Origin of the sequence: Halorubellus salinus (genome assembly GCF_020567525.1) — an archaeon.
Taxonomy (GTDB): Archaea; Halobacteriota; Halobacteria; order Halobacteriales; family Natrialbaceae; genus Halorubellus; species Halorubellus salinus.
Genome location: NZ_JAJCVI010000004.1, coordinates 235647 through 254820, shown reverse-complemented (window position 1 = coordinate 254820; position 19174 = coordinate 235647). Strand labels below are relative to the sequence as shown.

At 68.6% G+C, this 19174-nt stretch carries 21 protein-coding genes; 13 read left to right on the top strand and 8 right to left on the bottom strand.

What is annotated here, in order from left to right:
• Positions 1-27: 27 nt before the first annotated feature.
• Positions 28-330, top strand: coding sequence for a hypothetical protein (locus LI336_RS20425; protein WP_368408383.1), 303 nt, complete (start codon positions 28-30; stop codon positions 328-330).
• A 9-nt stretch (positions 331-339) separates the two neighbouring features.
• On the opposite strand, the gene LI336_RS12515 is transcribed toward LI336_RS20425, so the two are convergent.
• The 5 genes from LI336_RS12515 to LI336_RS12495 all read right to left on the bottom strand — a co-directional run bounded on the left by LI336_RS12515 (position 340) and on the right by LI336_RS12495 (position 3654).
• Positions 340-570 (bottom strand): hypothetical protein, encoded by a 231-nt coding sequence (locus LI336_RS12515; protein WP_227133471.1) that lies wholly within the window; start codon positions 568-570, stop codon positions 340-342.
• Between the two features lie 181 nt (positions 571-751).
• A complete protein-coding gene (locus LI336_RS12510; protein WP_227133470.1) occupies positions 752-1291 on the bottom strand; it encodes a DUF5815 family protein in 540 nt (179 codons plus the stop codon).
• A gap of 118 nt (positions 1292-1409) precedes the next feature.
• Positions 1410-1829, bottom strand: coding sequence for a DUF7124 domain-containing protein (locus tag LI336_RS12505; RefSeq protein ID WP_227133469.1), 420 nt, complete (start codon positions 1827-1829; stop codon positions 1410-1412).
• A 183-nt stretch (positions 1830-2012) separates the two neighbouring features.
• On the bottom strand, positions 2013-2237 hold the full coding sequence (locus LI336_RS12500) for a hypothetical protein (protein WP_227133468.1): 225 nt from the start codon (positions 2235-2237) through the stop codon (positions 2013-2015).
• A gap of 172 nt (positions 2238-2409) precedes the next feature.
• Complete coding sequence (locus tag LI336_RS12495; protein WP_227133467.1) at positions 2410-3654, bottom strand: NAD(P)/FAD-dependent oxidoreductase; 1245 nt, start codon at positions 3652-3654, stop codon at positions 2410-2412.
• 461 nt (positions 3655-4115) lie between these two features.
• On the opposite strand from LI336_RS12495, the gene LI336_RS12490 reads away from it, so the two are divergent.
• The 4 genes from LI336_RS12490 to LI336_RS12475 all read left to right on the top strand — a co-directional run bounded on the left by LI336_RS12490 (position 4116) and on the right by LI336_RS12475 (position 7206).
• A complete protein-coding gene (locus LI336_RS12490; protein WP_227133466.1) occupies positions 4116-5396 on the top strand; it encodes a hypothetical protein in 1281 nt (426 codons plus the stop codon).
• On the top strand, positions 5396-5956 hold the full coding sequence (locus LI336_RS12485) for an Hsp20/alpha crystallin family protein (protein WP_227133465.1): 561 nt from the start codon (positions 5396-5398) through the stop codon (positions 5954-5956). Before LI336_RS12490 ends, LI336_RS12485 begins: the two co-directional genes overlap by 1 nt.
• 384 nt (positions 5957-6340) lie before the next feature.
• The gene (locus tag LI336_RS12480; RefSeq protein WP_227133464.1) at positions 6341-6487 is read left to right on the top strand and encodes a hypothetical protein; all 147 of its coding nucleotides are present in this window, start codon (positions 6341-6343) and stop codon (positions 6485-6487) included.
• A gap of 146 nt (positions 6488-6633) precedes the next feature.
• Entirely contained in the window at positions 6634-7206 is a 573-nt protein-coding gene (locus tag LI336_RS12475; protein ID WP_227133463.1) for a DUF6149 family protein, read from the top strand.
• 857 nt (positions 7207-8063) lie between these two features.
• On the opposite strand, the gene LI336_RS12470 is transcribed toward LI336_RS12475, so the two are convergent.
• Entirely contained in the window at positions 8064-9449 is a 1386-nt protein-coding gene (locus LI336_RS12470; RefSeq protein ID WP_227133462.1) for an NAD(P)/FAD-dependent oxidoreductase, read from the bottom strand.
• A gap of 211 nt (positions 9450-9660) precedes the next feature.
• Between LI336_RS12470 and LI336_RS12465 the strand changes: the two genes are divergently transcribed.
• The 3 genes from LI336_RS12465 to LI336_RS12455 all read left to right on the top strand — a co-directional run bounded on the left by LI336_RS12465 (position 9661) and on the right by LI336_RS12455 (position 11315).
• Positions 9661-10542, top strand: a complete 882-nt coding sequence (locus tag LI336_RS12465) for a homoserine kinase (RefSeq protein WP_227133461.1) — start codon at positions 9661-9663, stop codon at positions 10540-10542.
• Positions 10543-10650: 108 nt separating this feature from the next.
• The gene (locus tag LI336_RS12460) at positions 10651-10956 is read left to right on the top strand and encodes a hypothetical protein (protein WP_227133460.1); all 306 of its coding nucleotides are present in this window, start codon (positions 10651-10653) and stop codon (positions 10954-10956) included.
• Positions 10953-11315 (top strand): hypothetical protein, encoded by a 363-nt coding sequence (locus tag LI336_RS12455; RefSeq protein WP_227133459.1) that lies wholly within the window; start codon positions 10953-10955, stop codon positions 11313-11315. The genes LI336_RS12460 and LI336_RS12455 overlap by 4 nt, the downstream gene beginning before the upstream one ends.
• A gap of 21 nt (positions 11316-11336) precedes the next feature.
• Here LI336_RS12455 and LI336_RS12450 read toward each other — a convergent pair whose 3' ends face one another.
• The gene (locus LI336_RS12450) at positions 11337-11558 is read right to left on the bottom strand and encodes a hypothetical protein (RefSeq protein ID WP_227133458.1); all 222 of its coding nucleotides are present in this window, start codon (positions 11556-11558) and stop codon (positions 11337-11339) included.
• 128 nt (positions 11559-11686) lie between these two features.
• Here LI336_RS12450 and LI336_RS12445 point away from each other — a divergent pair, with 128 nt between their 5' ends.
• The 4 genes from LI336_RS12445 to LI336_RS12430 all read left to right on the top strand — a co-directional run bounded on the left by LI336_RS12445 (position 11687) and on the right by LI336_RS12430 (position 17196).
• A complete protein-coding gene (locus LI336_RS12445; protein WP_227133457.1) occupies positions 11687-12259 on the top strand; it encodes a J domain-containing protein in 573 nt (190 codons plus the stop codon).
• Between the two features lie 127 nt (positions 12260-12386).
• Positions 12387-14294 carry a PAS domain S-box protein gene (locus LI336_RS12440; RefSeq protein WP_227133456.1) on the top strand — a complete coding sequence of 636 codons (1908 nt, stop codon included), beginning with the start codon at positions 12387-12389 and terminating at the stop codon, positions 14292-14294.
• A gap of 146 nt (positions 14295-14440) precedes the next feature.
• Positions 14441-16084: a GTPBP1 family GTP-binding protein gene (locus LI336_RS12435; RefSeq protein WP_227133455.1), complete on the top strand. Its 1644-nt coding sequence runs from the start codon at positions 14441-14443 to the stop codon at positions 16082-16084.
• 167 nt (positions 16085-16251) lie between these two features.
• Positions 16252-17196, top strand: coding sequence for a M48 family metallopeptidase (locus LI336_RS12430; protein WP_227133454.1), 945 nt, complete (start codon positions 16252-16254; stop codon positions 17194-17196).
• Between the two features lie 60 nt (positions 17197-17256).
• Here the strand turns inward: LI336_RS12430 and LI336_RS12425 are convergent, their stop codons facing one another.
• On the bottom strand, positions 17257-17943 hold the full coding sequence (locus LI336_RS12425) for an HAD family hydrolase (protein WP_227133453.1): 687 nt from the start codon (positions 17941-17943) through the stop codon (positions 17257-17259).
• 150 nt (positions 17944-18093) lie between these two features.
• Between LI336_RS12425 and LI336_RS12420 the strand changes: the two genes are divergently transcribed.
• Positions 18094-19164, top strand: coding sequence for an anthranilate phosphoribosyltransferase (locus tag LI336_RS12420; RefSeq protein WP_227133452.1), 1071 nt, complete (start codon positions 18094-18096; stop codon positions 19162-19164).
• The last annotated feature ends 10 nt before the right edge of the window (positions 19165-19174 follow it).

Genomic DNA, 19174 nt, shown 5'->3' with positions numbered 1-19174 from the left:
GGCGTCGCCGTCGACCGCTCCCCGCTCATCGACGCCGACGACGACCCCGCAGCCATCGCGGACGCGTTCGAGTCGGCGTTCGAAGACCCGACGGTCGGCGCGGTCGTCGCTGCAACCGGCGGCGACCAGCAGGTCCGCGTCCCACCCCACAGCGAACGCGACGCCTACCGCGACCGGCAGCACGACGCCGTCCACGAGACGATACGCGCGTTCGCGGACGTCCCCATCGTGTTCGACTTCGACGTCGGCCACACCGACCCGCACGCCCCGGTTCCACTCGGCGCACGCGTCGACCTCGACCCGGAGAACAAGACCGTCACCTTCCACTGACCGCGACCGCTACTCGTCGACGAACCGATACCGATACGGCGGGTTCTCGCCGACCACCTCGACCGCGCCCGACTCGGCGCGCCGCCCGAGCACCGTCGCGACGCGATGCGTGCTATCGACGTCGACGCCGTGCTCGTCGAGCACCGCGACGATATCGCTCGCCGACAGCGGCTCCTCGATACCTGCACTCGCCAGTACGTCACGGATCCGCTCGAACTCGCCGTGGTCCACGGGAGTCACACGTAATCTCACGCGCGCGAGGAGTATAAAATGGCACCCAGGGTGCGACAGAGACACACGCGAGTCGCGGGTGGCGCGTGCCATCGTCGCGCCGTCGACACCGCCCTACAGCGCGGGTTCTATCGTCGCGCCGTCGACACTCCCTACAGCGCGGGTTCTATCGTCGCGCCGTCGACACTCCCTACAGCGCGGTGTCGTGCTCGTCCGCGAAGTCGCGGTCGGCGCGGTACGCCTCGACGAACTCGGCGACGTCGAACTCGAGCATCTGCCGTTCGAACTCCTCGACCGCGTTCTGGTCCTCGGCGTGGCTGACCGCGTGCTCCATCAGCTCGACGATCAACTCGACGACGATCTCGTGGAGGCGTCGCGAGTCGAACTCGGTCACCCACACCATCGAGTACCCGACGCTCCCGTCGTCGCTCACGTCCTTCACGGCGACGTCCTCCGGGAACTCCTCGAGGACGACCCCCATGAGGTGGATGGTGTCGAACTCGTCGAAGTCGTCCTCCGGTTCGATGGTCTCCTGGAGGACCGCGACGAGGCTCTCGGGGAAGAACCGCGACGGCGGATGGACGTCCTGGACGACCGCGTGCGTCCCACCACAGGCACACGAGATATCGCGGACGCCCATGTCCAGGTCCTTCACGTCGACGGACTCACCGCAGGGCAGTTCGAGCGCGCTACTCGGGGCGTCGTCACCCGGAACCCGCGGCTCAGGCATACGAGCGCGTTCGGAACGAGCGCGTAAAAGGGCCGCGACTCCCGGTCGCCACGGGCACGTGACTCCCGGTCGCCAGGGCACGCGACGAGTGGTCGTGACGCTCCGAGGCGTCCCGAGGTCAGGGCCAGTCGTCGCGAACCGGCTCCTCGTCGGCGGCGTCCTCGCTCGCGGTGTCGGTCGCGAGCGTCCAGCCGGCGGCGTCGGCGGCGTCCTCGACGGCGAGGTACTCCCAGTCGACGCGGTCGGCGAGGTCCACGTCGCCCTCGGCGGTGCCGACGAACACGTGCCGGTCGGTGTCGAACTGCTCGTGGACGCTCTCCAGGCTCTCCTCGCGACCGCGCGGCCCGCTGAAGAAGTCCTGGCGGACGCGGTTCTTCCGCGTGAAGTTCGTGACGACGTACGTCGGTTCGTCCGAGACGACGCCGACGTACTTCGCCCAGCGTCGCGCGTCGTCGAAGACGGCCTCGGGGTCCGCGAGCGCCTGGAGCGCGGAGAGCTCGAACGCCAGCGTCATCGTGCCACTGTCGGGCCCGTTCATGTACCAAGATGGCCGGTCGCGGCGAAAGAACGTGTCGGTCTGGCCCGACTGCTCGCTCCCCGACCGATACCGCTCGCGCCCACTTTCTGGTGGCCGACAGCCGCCGCTCGCGTCCACTTTCTGGTCGCCGGGTGGCGCTGTCGCTACGTGGTCGTGCTCGGAGAGAACGCCCTCGCCCCCGGGTCAGGCGCGTTCGACGCGTAGGTAGTCGGTGAACACCACGACGTCTCCCGCGGAGAGTTGCGTCGACGCTGCGTCTAGCTCGACGACCGAGCCGTCGGTCGTCCGTGCGATCTGGCGGTACGTTTGGTCTCGGAGCTGGTCGACGTGCTTGACCGTCGCGTCCGCGGGGACGGATTCGGTGCGGCGTAACCGCAGAGCACCGCTCTTGGTGTCACTAACTGCCATGGGGCATGGTATAGTATACCACGGTTTCTATTAAAGCTTGGCGTTGACGACCCGGAAGCCCACCACGACACCCGCCTCGAATCACCCCACAGCACCCGAACGCGACGAACCCCCAGTCGGCACTGACGAAAACGAGCAAACGCGAACGACCGCGACGAGAACTAGCGACCGACTACTGCTCGGCTTCCGGCGCCTCGAGCCGGTCGAGGTCGAGCTCTTCGTCGAGCAAGACCTCCTTCTGGCCCGTGAGGTCACGCTGCTCGCGAGCGAGCTTCTTCAGCTTCGTCTGCGGCGCCAGGTCGCCGATGAGCACGCCACCGATGACCTTCCCGTCCTTGAACACGACGCGCCGCCACTCCGTGTCCGAGTACTTCTTCTCCACGTAATCGTCGCCCAGGGTCGGATGCCCGAAGGAGAGGAACGGGAAGTCGAAGTGCGTGATGGAGTACGACGACACCCACTCGAACACCGCCTCCTCCGCGTCCGCGACCATGTTCTTCGCCGCGATCTGGCCCTGCTCCTTCGCACTCCCCCACGACCCGTTCTGGGCCTGCTCGCCGAGCAGGACGTCGTGGAACTGCGTCAGGTCACCCGCCGCGTACACGTCCTCGACGTTCGTCTGCATGTACTCGTCGACGACGATACCGTCGTCGAGTTCGATACCGGTCCCGCGGAGGAACTCCGTGTTGAAGTTCAGGCCGATGGCGACGCCGACGAAGTCGCCGTCGTACTCGACGCCGTTCGGGTCGACCGCGCCCGTCACCGCGCCGTCGTCGTCGACCGTGAAGTGGTCGACGCCCGACTGGAACACGGGCTCGACGCCCTTCTCGCGGAGGCCGTCGTGGATGATCTCCGCGCCCTCCTCGCTGAGCGCGTACCGCCACCAGCAGTCCCCGCGCATCAGGTACTTCGCGTCGACGTCCTGCGCCCCACAGATCGCCGCGAGGTCGATGCCGAGCAAGCCAGCGCCGACGACGAGCCCCGTGTCGGCCTCGCTCGCGTGCTCCTCGATACCGCGTGCGTCCTGGAACGTCCAGAAGTGATGGACGCCCTCGGCGTCGGAGTTATCCACCGGCAGCTGCGTCGGCGTCCCACCCGTCGCCACCAGGAGCTTGTCGTACTCGATGACGTCCCCGGAGTGCGTCTCGATCTCGTGCCCGTCGACGTCGATGGTCGTGACGTGCGTGTTCAGTTCCAGCTCGATGTCCCGCTCCTCGTACCAGCTCCCGTCGTGGATGGAGATGGGTGCTTCGGGCATCTTGCCCTTCGCGAACTCCTTGATGAGGATGCGATTGTAGAGGGCTTCCCCCTCGTCCGTGATGACGGTGATGTCGGCGTCCGGCGCCTCCTCTCGGAGTGTCTCCGCTGCAGAGGACCCCGCGATGCCGTCGCCGATGATCACGTACGATTCGGTCATGTCCGAACCGTTCGGTACGGGGGTTAAAGTGGGTTGCTATCTCCGAAAACACGGCCGCGTGAACTGTTCGTTTCGCGTGCAAGCGCCGCCCTCGGCGCGAGGTACGGTGTCCGCGGTCGCACTGGCGTCGTGGAGGTACTGGTCCAGTACCGACCAGGTGACGGCGACGGGGATTCGACTGCCGTCCGTTCGCGGCCGGTTGCTCGTCGGTTCGTCCCGACTGGCGCGACTCGGTTACCCTGCGAATCACCACCGCTCGGAAACTGTAGATTACCCTGATAGGTCACGATGAACGGAATTCGTATCCACGTCGTTATGCGGCCCCCGCTATCGGGCTTACCAACACGAACCAGGCACCTACTCCGGTGAACTATCGGCTCGCTTTATGCTGTTTTCGCGCCTCGTCTCGTCGTGGCTCCACGAAGCGCCGAGCGGTAAGCGCGCGAGCCACAGATCAACGAATGTACCAGAACACTAGCATCAATCCGATGGCGTCGACCGACCCACAGTTCACCGACCAGCAAACCCTCGAAGCGACACGCGGCGCGCGCCAAGGAGCACAGGCGTCCGTCCCGGACGCGAACTTCGGTTCCCAACAGTACGGAAGCCAGCAGCAGCAGTACCCCCAGCAACGGTACGCAACTCAACAGCAGAACCCACAGCAACAGTACGGAACCCAACAGCAGCACCCACAACAGCAGTACGGAACCCAGCAGGCGCCGGGGCAGCTGACGGACCCGCGTGGAATCCCGGTGTCCGACCAGCAGTTACAGGCCCAGGGGTACGGCCCGCAGGCCAGCATCGGCGTCGAGTCGCGCAGGCAGGCGTTCGATACGACAGCGTCCCAGCCCACGTACGCGAGCCAGCAGTTCCAGGCGCCGGGAGGGCACCAGGCGTCCCAACCCGTCCAGCAAGCCCTCCCCCAGCAGCCCATTCAGCAGAGCCTCGCTCAGCAACCCAACCAGCAGAGCCTCGCTCAGCAACCCAACCAGCAAGGCCTCGCCCAGCAGCCCATCCAGCAGGGCCTCGCTCAGCAACCCAGCCAGCAGGGCCTCGCCCAGCAGCCCAGCCAGCAGGGCCTCGCTCAGCAACCCAGCCAGCAGGGCCTCGCTCAGCAACCCGCGATGGGCGTCGGGAGCCAGTGGCTCTCGACAGGTGGCGTGAGCGCGATCGACGCCCCGCTGGCGCACGGAGGCGGGATCGACGACCGGTCGCTGGACGCGTCGCGCCAGGCAGCTGTCGGTGCGTTCCAGACCCAGCTCCCGATGGCGTCCGCATCCGGTCGCCAGTTCCCGTCGTCCGTCCAGCAGTCCGTTCAGGAACCCGTCGGTGAACAGCGCCAGCGGTCGCCCACGGGAGCGCGCTTCGGCGCTGACGCGTCGACGGCATCGAAGATCCCGCTACAGGCGACCGGCGGTGACCTCCCCATCCAGCAGCTCGACTGGGCGTCGCAGCCGAACCAGCAGGCCCACTCCGCGCAGGCGCCGGGCGTCCAGTCCGGGGTCTCCACGCCCGCACCCATCCAGCAGGGCTTCCAGACCGCGAGCCCGAAGCCGATGGTCGACGAGCTCGTGACGCTCCAGGACGGGACCGTGACCACGGTCGGGTCGCTGCTCTCGCAGGCGTCGATGACGCAATCGATGCCGAGCCGGCCGTACGGTGACGTCACCATGGGCGCTAGCGGTGCCGTGGCTCCGGGCGTGCAGGGCGTCCGCTACGGCGCGATGCCGGTGGCGTACTGATGGCGTGGAATCCAGCGGCGAACCCGTATCGAGGCGATCCGCGATTCGCGCCGCAGGGTATACCCGTCGCCCAGCAGAGCATGGGTATCCCCCAGCCCGCACAGGCCGCGATGAGTGCGTCGCCGGGCGTTGAAGCCGGCGACGTCGGCGGGATGCACGCCGGGATGCACGCCGAGAGCGGACAGGCCGCCGCTGGCGCAACGAGCGGCGGTCAGCAGCCGACGGCCGGCGGGCCCGAGGTCGCGATGCCGCGTGCGGACGTCACGGAGACGCCCGAATCGTACCTCGTCGAACTCGAGATGCCGGGGTTCGAGAAGGCCGACATCTCGGTGTACGCCGACGAGAACCAGCTCATCGTCGCCGGGGAACGCGGCAGCGAGGAACCGAAGCAAGGCCACCGCGTCCTCCAGCGCGAGTGCCCGCAGCGGCTCGAACGCACCATCCAGCTCCCCGTCGCCATCGACGTCGAGGAGACGAAGGCGACGTACGACGCCGGGATGTGCGCCATCGAGGTGCCGAAGGGCGACGCGGAGGAACGCAAGCGCATCGGCTTCCAGTGACCGGGCACGACCGGTAGCGTGCACGTGCGGTCGCCTCGCCGGCGACCGCGTTTCCGCCCGGTCGGTCTTTGCTTCGTTATTCGTCTCGTCGAGCCGTGACTGCGCGTGCGGGACGCCCGGCGCACGTTCGCGCGTCCCTCGTCGAGTACGACCGATACGTTGGTTACCAGATGCAGACGATTGCGGACTCGTTACAGACAGTTGAATGATTCTAACGGACGGTTGGGTGACGTTTAGCGGCGTTCTCGGAAGGGACATAAGACCCCGAGGGATACGGTTCGTGAAGCCGGAACTCGAGGAAAGTGGGTGTTTCTCGAGTAACGGAGCGTTACCATGCACGGAACCAACTTCAAAATCGATTCGGAACTGCGTAAACACGGGCAAGTGCTGGACCTGCCAGCGGCCGCGAAGACGGTCTCGGTGGAACCGGCGGGGGCGGGATACGTGCGCGTCACGTACCTCAAGCCCGTCCAGGAGATCAGCGTCGAAACGCCGAGCGACTCCGAGGACGCGATGGCGTACGTGGACTGACCGCGACGCGACCGGTCGGGTGGCCGGACGTGCCCGAGAGACACCTGGGACGAGCGCCGCATCGGGCGCTCGACGGCCCCGCGAGCGACCGAACGGTGCCGCCAGCGGGACGTTCTTGGTTGCGGAGTCGCTACGTCGACGTACAGATGAAGATACGCCAGAACGTCAAGCACTTCGCGTTCAAGCAGGCGCTCACCGCGCCGGTGCTCGGGGACGTCGCTCGCGGGAAGCTCGTCGACATGCACACGGACATCTTCCTCGGGAAGGCCGACGAGACCCATCGCGAGGACCGCCGCGACCACCTCGACGACTTCTTCGACGCGACGATGGACACGTACGTCGCCGCGCTCGACTACTACCCGGAGGCGAAGGCCCGGGAGGTCACGCACGTCCAGGCGAACTTCGACTTCTACAACCACGGCTGGACGGAGATGATGGAGTTCCCGAGCGACGAGCTCGGCGAGCACCGCGACCGGTACGCGGAGTTCTTCGACGACCACGGCATCACCGTCGACGACCCGCTCGGCGACTTCTATCCCGAGGACGGCGTCGCCGACGCGCCGTCGACGCCGGAGAAGCTCGAAGACCCGGTCCATCCCTACGCCGAGGGCGGGTTCGCGGACGACGTGTACGTCGAGACCGCGGACGGCGAGATCGTCGTCGGCGGGCAGGAGGAACCCGACGACGTCGACCCCGAGGAGTACGTCGCCGACGACTGACGGCGTGCGCACCGGGACGGTTCCTGCGAGGGTTCAAGGACGAAGCCGCGGCCACGGTCGACGTGACGTGAGTCGCGGGCGCGAGCGGCCCGGACGGGAGCGCGGTGCACCCTCGCGCCAGCCGTCGGTCGACCCGGTCACTCGCGGGCTCGACCACTGCACCGCCTGTTCGCCAGCGAGGTCCGGTCGACTCAGCCACGACACACGCGCGGGTCGACCACGGCTCACAGCAATCTATACGTCCTCTCGCCGCCTACGTCCACGTCTGCTCAGATCTGGCGTTCGGTCGCGTGGTCCATCGTCGGGCCAGCCCGCGTTAGCGCCAGCTATTTTGGACGTCGAAATCGACAGACGCTGTGGCTAACTGGTCAGTAACAGGCAGATAGGTTTACTATCTCCGCGACCCTCTGTATGGACGTCGCCGGGAGTCGAAGGGACTCACCGGACGCTCAAGGCACGAATCGACCCGCGCAAGTGGGTGAGACGTGTCGGAGTAGGGGCAGCAACTGAAGGGCCCGTAACAGGGTTCCAAAGTCGTCGCTCCGAAGGAGAACCGTAGCGGACCGTTGGTCGACCACCATGGTGGTCGGCGGCGAAGACCAAGTAACGGAGGTCGCGTAAGCGATCTTCGTGAATACGCAAGCACGCCGGTGTAAGCCCGGCCGAAGTCGGCAGTAGTCGACCGAGGTGGTGCGAGCCCACCGAAAGCTAGCACTGGTCGCGTGGTCCGTGGAAAACGTCTCCCGTCCGGGTCCAAACTTCGATTCCCGGTTTTTCGGGTACCGATTCCAGAGCGAGCGCCTCGCGTGGCGTTCGCGTCGCTCGTTCCTTCCAGTCCCGAGTTCGTTCTCGGGGGGTTACTGCGTGCTGGCTTCGACCGTCGAGCGGTCGGTGTCCACGCGGTCGTGGATGCGGTCGGCGCACTCGTAGCCGGCGACGATACCGCCGTTCAGCGAGCGCTCTGGGTACTGGGCGCGACTGGCCATGCCGGCGTAGTAGACGCCGTCGGGGACGTCCGTGGCTTCGCCGCCGACGTCGTAGGGGACGACCATGTCGAGGTAGCCGCGTTCGTAGACGGGCGCGGCGCGTGGGTTCCGCGAGATGCGGACGTCTTCGACCATGCTCTCGTGGAACTGGTCGGGGAACATGTCCGCGATGTGGTCGAGCCAGCGGTCGCTGACCTCGTCGTCGTCGGCCTGCCAGAGCCATTCGTCCTGGGACTGCACGTAGCTCGCGACGTACAGCAGGTGGTCGCCGCCGTAGCGCTCGGGTGGCACGAAGTTCGTGTGTTCGATGAGCGCGCCGAACGGCGCGTCGTGGGCGACGTTCAGCCAGTACGTCTCGTCCATGAGCGCGCGGTCCATGGTGACGACCGCGCAGACGGCGCCCTGGAAGTCGACGTCGCAGGGGTAGCCCGTGAGGTCTTCCAGGACGTTCGGCATCGCGGCGACGACGACGCCGTCGACGTCGTGGCGCTCGCGGCCGTCGGCGGTCTCGACGGTGACGGATTCGACCGTGCCGTCGCTGGCGGCATCGGTGTCGGTCGCGTCGAGGTCGACGACGCGCGCACCAGTCTGGACGTTCTCGCGGCCGACGGCGTCGATGAGTGCGTCGACGAGCACCGCGAAGCTCCCGTCGAAGTACCCGAGCTGTTCCCCTTTGAGGAGGTCGCGTTCCCCGCGGAACTTGATGCGGCCGAGCAGCCACGCGGCGGAGACGTCCTCGACGCGGTCGCCGAACTTCGCGTCCAGCAGCGGTTCGAAGAAGTTCTCGTAGACGCCGCGCGTGGTGTGTTCGAGCAGGAAGTTCTTGATCGGGACGTCCTCGAAGGATTCGAGGTCGTCGTACGTGTCGAAGCTCGGGATGCCGCCGCGGACGTCCACCTCCATGGTGAGCATCCCGAGCCGGAACTTGTCGTAGAGGCTCATGTGGGGGTAGGCTGCGATCTCCCAGATGGTGTTCAGGGGGTGGACGACGCCGTCGACGTAGTAGCCGTCGTTCCCGTAGATCCACTCGACGCGGTCGCCGACGCCGAGGTCCTCCGCGAGGGAGACGATGGTCTCCTCGCTCTTGGAGAGGTGATGGTAGAACTTCTCGATGGGGTCGCCGCGCGTCTCGTAGACGGCGGCGAGCCCGCCGAGGTCGTCGCTCGCCTCGAAGACGCGGACGTCGTGGCCGCGTTCCTGGAGGCGATGGGCGGCCGCGAGCCCGGCGATGCCGCCGCCGACGATGCCGACAGTCATGTGCGAGGCGAGGGCGTCGGTCGGTATGGGTCTGTTGGAGTCCCGTCGGAGTCGGCGACGTGCCGCCGCCGACCCGCTGGGAGTCGAATCGGCGGGTTACGGTCACGGGCTCCGTCGGACCGGGCGGTGATGGGTTCGAGTTCCGCTGGACCGGGTAGTGACGGTTGCGGTCTCCGCTAGGTTTTTCGTAGGGGGCGGGTAAGTCGGGGGCATGCTGACGGTTCGGGCGCCGGCGAGTTCCGCGAATCTGGGGAGTGGGTTCGACGTGTTCGGCGTGGCGCTCGGTGTGCCCGCGGACGTGGTGCGCGTCGAGCGCGCCGCTGAGACGACGATATCGGTGACTGGCGTCGGGAGCCAGTACATCCCGGAGGACCCGAAGGGGAACACGGTCGGTGCGGTCGCGGAGGCGCTCGACGCGCCGGCTCACATCCACATCGACAAGGGCGTGCGGCCGGCGTCCGGCCTCGGGTCGTCCGCGGCGAGTGCTGCGGCGGCGGCGGTGGCGTTGAACGAGCTGTACGACCGCGGGCGGTCGCGGGAGGAACTCGTGCACGTCGCGGCGAAGGGCGAGGCGGTGGTGTCGGGTGATGCGCACGCGGACAACGTCGCGCCGTCGATCCTCGGCGGGTTCACGATCGCGCGCGACGACGGCGTGCTGCAGGTGGATGCGTCGGTGAGCCTGGTCGCGTGCCTCCCGGAGGTCGTGGTGTCGACGCGCGACGCGCGCCAGGTCGTGCCGCAGTCGGCGTCGATGGACGACCTGGTGGCGACGGTCGGGTCGGCGGCGACGCTCGTCTCGGGGATGCATCGCGATGACCCCGAGCTGGTGGGGCGTGGATTGGAGGAGCACGTGGTGACACCGCGTCGGGCGAAGCTCGTCGACGGGTACGACGAGGTGAAGGCCGCGGCGCAAGCGGCGGGGGCGACGGGTGTGACGATCAGTGGTGCGGGGCCGAGCGTCCTCGCGGTGTGTCGCGACGGTGACCGTCGAGCGGTCGCGAGCGCGATGCTTTCGGCGTTCGACGATGCGGGGGTGTCGGCGCGCGCGTACCAGACGGAGATCGGCGAGGGCGCGACGGTGTATCGGGACTGACTCGAGCGCGGGGCTGGGACGGGCGTTCGCGCGCTGGGTCTGTCAGTTTGGTCGCGTTCGTGGGTCGTCGAGCCAGATTTATCACCATCGAGCGTGTCATTTATTGCCATGGCTACGCGTGATGGGCGGCCGTTCGCCGCCGGCCCGCTCGACGGCGTCGTCCGGTCGTTGTACAGCGCCGGGCTCGCGCTCGTCGGCGTCGGGTTCGTCGCTGGCGTGCTCGCGTGGGCATCGGTCCTGGAGGCGACCGGGTCGGTCCAGCGCAGTACGGCGATGGCGGCGAACGCGCTCGGCGCGCCGATACTGGGTACCGGGACGACTTCGGTGGTCGTGCACGTGAGCGCCATCGCGGTCGCGGTGGGGCTCTGGCTGCTCGGTATCGGTCTCTTCGTGGACGGGTTCCTCGACGCGTGAGTCGGCTCGAGGACGGTGCGCTCGCCGCGAGCGTTCTCGCGGGCGTCGTCGCGCTCGCCGCGGCGGTCGGCGTGGACGCGTCACCGGGCGCGCTCGCAGCGGGCGCGGTCGCTGCAGTCCTGTTCGAGGTCGTCCTGAGCGCTCGCGCAGCGACCGTCAGGGCGCTCTGGGCGCGAGCGGGGGTGCGCGTGCTATCTGTGGGCGTCGTCGTGCTCGCGGCCGCAGGCGCTGTGGCGTTCCGCCCGGAAGCTGGCCTGAACGCGCTCGCCGGCGGCCTGCTCGCGTACCTGGGACTGCTCGCGTGCGTCGCGGTCGGGCTCGTGCCGCCGTCGACCGCGTGGTTCAGTCACGACCGCTGAGTCGACGGCGCGACGAGGCCGTCAGAACTGGTACTCGCCGGGGACGTCCGGGTCGCGTCTGGAGCGGTCGTCGTCGCGGCCGCCGCGGTCGCCGGGGTCGCCGCGAGCGATCTCGGCGACACAGGACACGCACATCGCGTGCTCGCCGTCGTAGTGCCGCTCGCAGACGAGCGCACCGCAGCGCTCGCAGGACTCCTCGGCGGCGTTCGACTCGCAGATCTGGCAGAGCCCGGAGACGCTCATACGGCAGTCTTCGCAGCGACGCCTCTTGAGTCTGATTCACATGGGCGTCGGTATGGGGGTGCGACCGAGTGACTCGCAGGGGGTGGGGAGCCGAGCGATTTACGCGTTCGGAGCCCTTCCGTCGAGACGTGAGGGATTCCCCGCTCCTGTTCGGGCTGGCGTCGGTGTTCGCCGGTCTGACGACGATGCTCGCCGTCGTCGCCATCGTCACCAAGGAGGCGTTCGTGCTCGCGGTCGCCTTGCCGTTCGCAGCAACCGGCTACTTCATGTGGTATCAGGCGACCGGTCGGATGCGCGAACGCGTCGCCGAAGGCGTGAACGCGGACGGGTCGCGGTTCGCGGAGCAGAAAGCCAGGGAGGGCGCGCAGCGCGGCCGAAGTCGGTTCGCTCGCGAGGCGCGTCGTCGCATCAACCGCGAACGACGCCGGGAGGCGCGCGCTGGCGGTCGACGAGCGCGTGCGAGCGCCGCCGCCGGCGGTCGTGGGGGCGCGCGCCGCGGCGGCCGTCGCGTCGCGCGCCAGGACGGCCCGAGCGCCGAAGAGGCGTACCGACGCCTCGGCCTCGACCCGACCGCGGACGAGGACGCCGTCCGCGCGGCGTACCGCGAGCGCGTGAAGGAGGTGCATCCGGACACCGCCGACGGCGACGAGGAGGCGTTCAAGCGCGTGACCGCCGCCTACGAACGCCTGACCGACGACTGAACGACCCAACGCCTGCCAGACCGCCCCAACGCCTGCCCGACCGACCGATCGACGTCCAGGTGCGTGCGTTCGCGCGAGCAACAGCCACTAGGGCTATGTACCCCCAGGTGTATGCGGTTCGTAAGGAATGGAGGGGGGGATTCGGGTCCTCCACGTCGACGACGACGAACAGTTCGGGGCGCTCACTGCGTCCTTCCTCGATCGTTTCGGGACGTTCGACGTGTGGACTCACCAGCGCTACGAGGATGCTGTCGACGCCATCGACGAGGCATCGTTCGACTGCGTGGTCTGCGATTACGACCTCGGCGAGTACGACGGCCTGGACGTCCTGGAGGCCGTCCGCGACGACGACCCGGACGTGCCGTTCCTCCTGTTCACCGCGAAGGGCTCGGAGCGCGTGGCGAGCGACGCGATCGCCGCGGGCGCGACGGACTACCTCCAGAAAGGCAGCGGGAGTTCGAGCGAGTTCGAGTTGCTCGCGAACCGGATCGAGAGCGCGGTGAGCGAAGCGCGGACGCGAGCGCGACTCCAGGAGAGCCGGCAGCGCGTCCGACGACTGCACGCGGTCGCTCGCGAGCTCGAGACGTGCACGACCGACGAGGACGTCTACCGGACGACCCTGGACGCCGCGGAGGACATCCTCGACTTCGAGTGGGTGTTCGTGCTGGCGCCCGTCAGCGACCGCTTCGAGACGCGACCGCGAGACCACGAGGGCGACTACCTGCCGAACGACGGGTTCGGGCTCGACGAGGGCGTCGTCGCGGAGACGTTCCAGACGGGCGAGTCCGCGCGCATCGACGACCTCCAGGCGTCGTCGGTCGCGAAGCCGTCGAACGACGCGTTCCGCGGCGGGCTCTCGGTTCCGGTCGGCGACAAGGCGGTACTGCAGGCGGTCAGCGACGAACCGGGAGCGTTCGACGAGTACGACCGCGAGCACGCGGAGCTGTTGGCGTCGCACGCAGCGGCGGCGCTCGACCGCATCGAGAACGAGCAACTGTACCGGACGCTCGTCGAGCAGAGTCACGACGGCATCTACGTCTACCAGGGGTCGTCGTTCGCGTTCGTGAACGACCGCGTCTCCGAACTCACCGGGTACGACGTCGCGGAGCTGCACGAGATGGACCTCTGGGAGCTCGTGCACGAGGACGACCGCAAGTACGTCCAGGAGACCGCGCGAACGGCGGACGAGGGGCCGATCGTGCGCGAGGCACGAGTCGTTCGGGCGGACGGCGAGGTCCGCCACATGGCGTTGTCGACGGCGAAGATAACGTACGACGGCGAGTCGGCGTTCATGGGCGCGGCGCGCGACGTCACGGACCGGAAGCGCCGCGAGGCGGAGTTGGAGCGGACGAACGAGCGCTTAGAGCAGTTCGCGAACGTCGTGAGTCACGACCTGAAGAACCCGCTCGCGGTCGCCGAAGGAAGTCTGCGGCTGGCACGAGAGACCGGTGACGCCGTGCACTTCGAGAACGCGAGCGACGCGCTCGATCGGATGTCGACGCTCATCACGGACGTCCTCGCGCTCGCTCGCGAAGGGAGTGCGGTCGTCGACCCCGACGGCGTCTTCCTGTCGGCGGTCGCGAGCGCCGCCTGGTCGAACGTCGAAACCGGAGACGCGACGTTCACCGTCGCCGACGACGCTCGCATCCACGCGGACGAACGTCGCCTCCAACGACTCTGCGAGAACCTGTTCCGGAACTCGGTCGAGCACAGCTCTCCCTGCTCCCGCACGCAGTCCGGGAACGCAGTCGAGGACGACGGGAGCGAGAACGCGGTGTCGGTGACGGTCGGCGCGCTCCCGGACGGGGACGGGTTCTACGTCGAGGACGACGGCCCGGGTATCCCCGAGGACGACCACGAGACCGTCTTCGAGTCGGGCGTGACGACGAGCGACGACGGCACCGGGTTCGGGCTCGCCATCGTCGCGGAGATAGCGGACGCGCACGACTGGTCGGTCGGGGCGACCGAGAGCGTCGACGGCGGCGCACGCATCGAGCTGTGGAACGTCGAGAGCGCGCAGAACGCCACCCAGTAGCGAGCACGCCGCGCACGCTGGGACGGCCGCGGCCGGACCGCGTCGCGCGCCGACAGGTTGCGGTCGACCCCGCTCCCCACCCCTCGTGTGACAAACACACCCGTGTGACGGGAAGCCTTATGCGAGTCTCTCCCTTACGCGGCGACATGAGCCCTGACAGGGCCGTGTTGCAGCGCGCCCTCGACCGCGGCGAGTCCGAGGGTGGGAGCGTCGAGTTCAAGGAGCGGCTCCGGAAGGACCTCCACCTGTCGGACGGCCGTCGCGAATCGCTCGCGGCGCAACTCCGGCATCGCGTCCTCTCCGGGGACGGCGAGGCAACGTACGTCGTCGGCGTCACCGACGACGGCGGACTCGCCGGCGTTCCCCCCGCGGAGTTCTCCGAGTCCATGGACGTCCTGAGCTTGCTCGCCGAGGAGGCGGGCGCGCACATCGACGACGTGCAGACGTGGAGCGTCGACGACGCCGGCGCGTCCGCCGGCACCGGCGCCGTCGACGACGCCGAGGGCATCGTCGGCGTCGCCACCATCCGCGAAGGTGCCGTGCTTTCGACGGACGACGCGCACATCGTCGTCGGGACCGCCGGGCACGTCGACCACGGGAAGTCGACGCTCGTCGGGTCCCTCGTCACGGGCGAAGCGGACGACGGCGAGGGCGCGACGCGAGGCTACCTGGACGTGAAACCGCACGAGGTCGAACGCGGCCTCTCCGCGGACCTCTCCTACGCCGTCTACGGGTTCGACGGCGACGACCAGGCCGTCAGGATGCAGAACCCGCATCGGAAGTCCGATCGCGCTCGCGTGGTCGACGAGTCCGACAAGCTCGTGTCGTTCGTCGACACCGTCGGGCACGAACCGTGGCTGCGGACGACCATCCGCGGGCTCGTCGGCCAGAAGCTCGACTACGGGCTGCTGACGGTCGCCGCGGACGACGGGCCGACGAAGACGACGCGCGAGCACCTCGGGGTGTTGCTCGCGACGGAACTGCCGACGATGGTCGCCATCACGAAGGCGGACCTCGTCACGGACGACCGCCTCGAGGAGGTCGAGCGCGAGGTCGAGGGGCTGCTGCGGGACGTCGGGAAGACGCCGCTGCGCGTCGAACGCCACGGCGTCGACGCTGCGGTCGACGAGGTCGGCGACGGCGTCGTCCCGCTGTTCGTCACGTCGAGCGTCGAGGGCCGCGGGATGGACACGCTCGACGAGGTGTTCCGGCGTCTCCCGAAGACCGCGGGGAGCGACGGCGACTTCCGGATGTACATCGATCGGACGTACGCCGTCACCGGGGTCGGCGCGGTCGCTTCGGGCACGATCATGCGCGGCGAGGTGGAGGCGGGCGACGAACTCCTGCTGGGGCCGATGCCCGACGGGAGCTTCCGCGAGGTCGAAGCCAGGAGCATCGAGATGCACTATCACCGCGTGGACGAGGCGAAGGCCGGACGCATCGTCGGTATCGCGCTCAAGGGCGTTCGCGAGGTCGACATCGAGCGCGGGATGGTGCTGGTGCCCCGGGACAGCGACCCCGAGCCGGTCCGCGAGTTCGAGGCGGAGGTGATGGTACTCAACCACCCGACCCGTATCGGCGACGGCTACGAGCCCGTCGTGCACTTGGAGACCATAAGCGAAGCCGCGATATTCCACCCCGAGGGCGGCCAGCTTCTCCCCGGCGACAAGGGCAAGACGACGGTCCGGTTCAAGTTCCGGCCGTACCTCGTCGAGGAAGGCCAGCGGTTCGTGTTCCGCGAAGGCCAGAGCAAGGGCGTCGGGACGGTCACGAGGGTGGAACGCAACTGACTGCACGAGCATACGGCGGCCGCCAGGCCGCCGTTTCCATGCCTGACTGACTGCACGAGCATACGGCGGCCGCCAGGCCGCCGTGTCGTGCGGTCGGGTTCGGGTTCGGTGGCGGTTCGTTCGCTGCGCTCGGTGGTGTTTTACTCGCTGCGGGCGTAGGTTGTGGTATGGATTCCGGTGGGCGTCGCGTGTTGCTGGTCCTCACGGGCGTGCTGTCGCTCGCGTTGTACGCGGTGCTGGCGGTGGCGTTGGCGGTCGTGGTGTCGGCGGTGCTCGCCGACCCGCCGTCGCTCTGGCTGGTGGTGACGGGGGTCGTCGGGAGTGCGCTCCTCTTCGGGTACGCGAGCTATCGTGCCGGTGCGACGCGCATCCTGGCGGCGTTGGACGCGCAGTACGTGCCGCCGGAGATGGCGCCGCGGCTCCACGAGCGACTCGACGAGATTGCCGCACGGATGGGCGTCCAGCGGCCGTCGGTGTACGTCGCGGTGCTCGACGCGCCGAACGCGCTCGCGGTCGGTGCACGTGGCGGTGGCGTCGTCGTCCTCGATTATCGCCTCGCGCGCATCCTCCGCCCAGAGGAGCTCGACGCGATCCTCGCGCACGAGCTCGCGCACCTCGAAGGGTACGACGGTCTCGTGCAGACGCTCGCGTCGAGCGTCCTCCAGTCCGTCGCCGGCGTCGCGTTCCTCGCACTCCTCCCGGTCGGCGTGCTCGTCGCCGGCGTCTCCCGGACCGCGACCTATCTCTCCGCTCGCCAACCCGTGCCGTTCCGCGTCCACCTCCGGCGCACGCACTATCGCGTCGGCCAGCTCGTCGTCCTCGCGCTCCTGGCGTTCACGCTCGCACTCCGCGCGCACTCCCGGCGTCGCGAACTCGTTGCCGACGACCGCGCCGTCGACGTCACCGGCGACCCGCTCGCGCTCGCCCGCGGCCTCCGGCGCATCCAGCGCGCCAGCGACCCCTACCGCGGGCTCTGGAGTTCGCTGTTCGTCCACGGCGACGAGGACGCACTCTCGAAACTCCTCGCGACGCATCCCCCGATGGACGACCGCATCGAGCGTCTCCGCGAGAGGGCCGAACCCAGCGAACGACTCCCCGTCCAGGTTCGCTGACCGGCGCACTCACGGGGCTCGAATCGGTCGCTGGCCGCTTCCCTCACGCGGCTCGTGCGCTCACACCGACCACGGTGGCGTCGCGAGGTCGTCGAGACGCTCGACCGTGTAGTGCGGTTCCGGGTCCGGGTTCGCGGTACCGTCGTGGAGCCACGCGGAGCGCACGCCAGCGTTGTGCGCGCCCGGGACGTCCGTCCGCAGGGAGTTCCCGACGTGGACCGCGCGGTCGGCGGTGACGTCCAGGTCCGCGAGCGCGGCGTGATACGCGTCCGGCTCCGGTTTCGCCGGCGCGTCGTAGCCAGCGTAGACGACGGTCTGGAAGCGGTCGGCGAAGTCGAGCGCGGACAGCTTCTCGGCCTGCATCTCGGGCGCGCCGTTCGTGACGACGCCGAGCGCGTGGTCGGCCGCGAGCGCCTCCACGGCCTCGTGCGCACCGGGGAGCGGGTCGACGTCCGTGTGGTCGCGGCTCTCCGCGTAGTGGTCCGCCATCGCGTACGCGAGGTCCCGCGAGTACCCGTACTCGTCGGCGAGGTCCGCGAAACAGATCTCGCGAAGCTCGCGCATCCCGTCGTGGTCGTCGTCGTCGTTCACCACGCGCTCGTAGGCGGCGTAGTACTCCTCGACGTCGAAGAACGGGTCGACGCCGACCGCGTCGAACGACTCGTGGAGCAGTTCCGCGCTCGTCCGTCGATACTCGCAGAGGGTGTCGTCGAGGTCGAAGAGGACGGCGTCGACGGCATCAGTCATGTATCGTCCTACGCGCCCACGGGGTCATGTCGTTCCCGGTTCTCGGTCGAGCGTTCCCGGCCGCTCGCGGGACCCGTGGACGACTGCGGTCGTTCCCAGTTCCTGGGGGCTTCCGAGGGGCTTTTGCGGCGACCGCTCCAACCACTGGGCATGGCAACAGGAGAGCAGCGGTTCGGCGAGTGGCCGTTGAAGCGCCTGATGACGGAGGTCGTCGGGAGCGGACACAAGTCCGCCGAGGACATGACGCGCGACCAGGCACGGGAGGCGTTCCAGCGCATCCTCGCTGGCGAACCCGACCACACGACCCTGGGCGCGTTCTGGCTCGCGAACCGCTGGAAGCGCAACAGCCCCGAGGAGCTCGGCGCGTACGTCGACGTGATGCGCGAGGAGACCGTCGAGGTCGCCGAACCCGACTGCGACCCCGTGGACTGCGGCGCGAACTACGACGGGAAGGGCCGGTCGATGATCTTCGGCGTCGCCGCCGGGGTCGTCGCCGCCGCCGCCGGGACGCCCGTCGTCGTCCACAGCGGCGACCGCGTCCCGACGCAGAAGCAGGACGCGTACAAGCACGTCCTCGACGAACTCGGCGTTCACACCGAACTCACGCCGGGAGATTCGGCCGCGATGGTCGACGAGACCGGGTTCGGGTTCTACTACCAGCCGGCGTTCGCGCCCGGCATCCAGGACCTCTGGGAGCGCCGGGACAACATGGGCGTGCGGACGTTCGTGAACACCGTGGAGACGCTCGCGAACCCCGCGAACGCGGACGTCCACCTCGGGTCGTTCTACCACCTGGCGTTCGCGAAGAAGGTCTGTAACACGTTCGGGGAGAGCCGGGAGAGCGACGTCTCGAAGGTCGTGATGTTCCAGGGGATGGAGGGGTACGACGACGTCCGCCCCGGGTACACGAAGGTCGCCGAGTGGCGCGCCGAGAGCGACGAGCTCACCGACTACGAGATCGAGACCGCCGAGTACGGGATGGACGTCGAGGAGGAGGACCTCCAGGTCGACGATGTCGCCGTCGAATCGGCACAGATCACGGAGGAGGTGCTGGCCGGCGAGCGCGAGGACGCGTTCGCGGACGCGGTCGCGCTGAACGCTGCGCTGCGGATGTACGCTCGCGACGACGTCGACAGCATCGAATCCGGTATCGACGACGCCCGCGAAGTCATCGCCGACGGGAGCGCGCAGGCAGTCCTCGAGGACCTCCGGGACTTCTGAGCGCCCCGGT